Raw genomic sequence first — 758 nt, forward strand, 5'->3', positions numbered from 1 at the left:
ACGGCACGCAACTGCCTGATCGACACGCTCGGCTGCGGACTCGAGGCCCTCTCCTATCCGGCCTGCACCAAGCTGATGGGACCGATCGTGCCCGGCACGATCGTGCCCAATGGCGCGAAGGTGCCCGGCACCCCGTTCCAGCTCGATCCGGTGCAGGCCGCGTTCAATATCGGCGCGATGATCCGCTGGCTCGACTTCAACGACACCTGGCTTGCCGCCGAATGGGGCCATCCGTCCGACAACCTGGGCGGCATTCTGGCCACCGCCGACTGGCTCTCGCGCAATGCGATCGCCGCCGGCAAGAAACCGCTGACAATGAAAGACGTGCTGACCGGCATGGTCAAGGCGCACGAAATTCAAGGCTGCATCGCGCTCGAAAACTCGTTCAACCAGGTCGGGCTCGATCACGTGCTGCTCGTGAAGCTCGCGTCGACCGCGGTGGTCGGGCAACTGATCGGGCTCACCCGCGATGAGCTGATCAACGCGGTGTCGCTCGCGTTCGTCGACGGGCATTCGCTGCGCACGTACCGTCACGCGCCGAACACCGGCTCGCGCAAGTCGTGGGCCGCCGGCGACGCCACCTCGCGCGCGGTGCGCCTCGCGCTGATCGCGAAGACCGGCGAGATGGGCTATCCGTCGGTGCTCACCGCGAAAACATGGGGCTTCTACGATGTGCTGTTCAAGGGCAATGAATTCAGGTTCCAGCGTCCGTACGGCTCGTACGTGATGGAGAACGTGCTGTTCAAGATCTCGTTTCC

At 64.4% G+C, this 758-nt stretch carries 1 protein-coding gene; it reads left to right on the forward strand.

Annotated features, from left to right (window positions below; translation table 11 throughout):
* Positions 1–758, forward strand: a 758-nt coding sequence (gene prpD, locus HV796_RS42945) for a 2-methylcitrate dehydratase (RefSeq protein ID WP_175233638.1), incomplete at both ends; no start/stop codon positions are given.

This window comes from Paraburkholderia humisilvae, assembly GCF_902859855.1.
Lineage (GTDB): Bacteria > Pseudomonadota > Gammaproteobacteria > Burkholderiales > Burkholderiaceae > Paraburkholderia > Paraburkholderia humisilvae.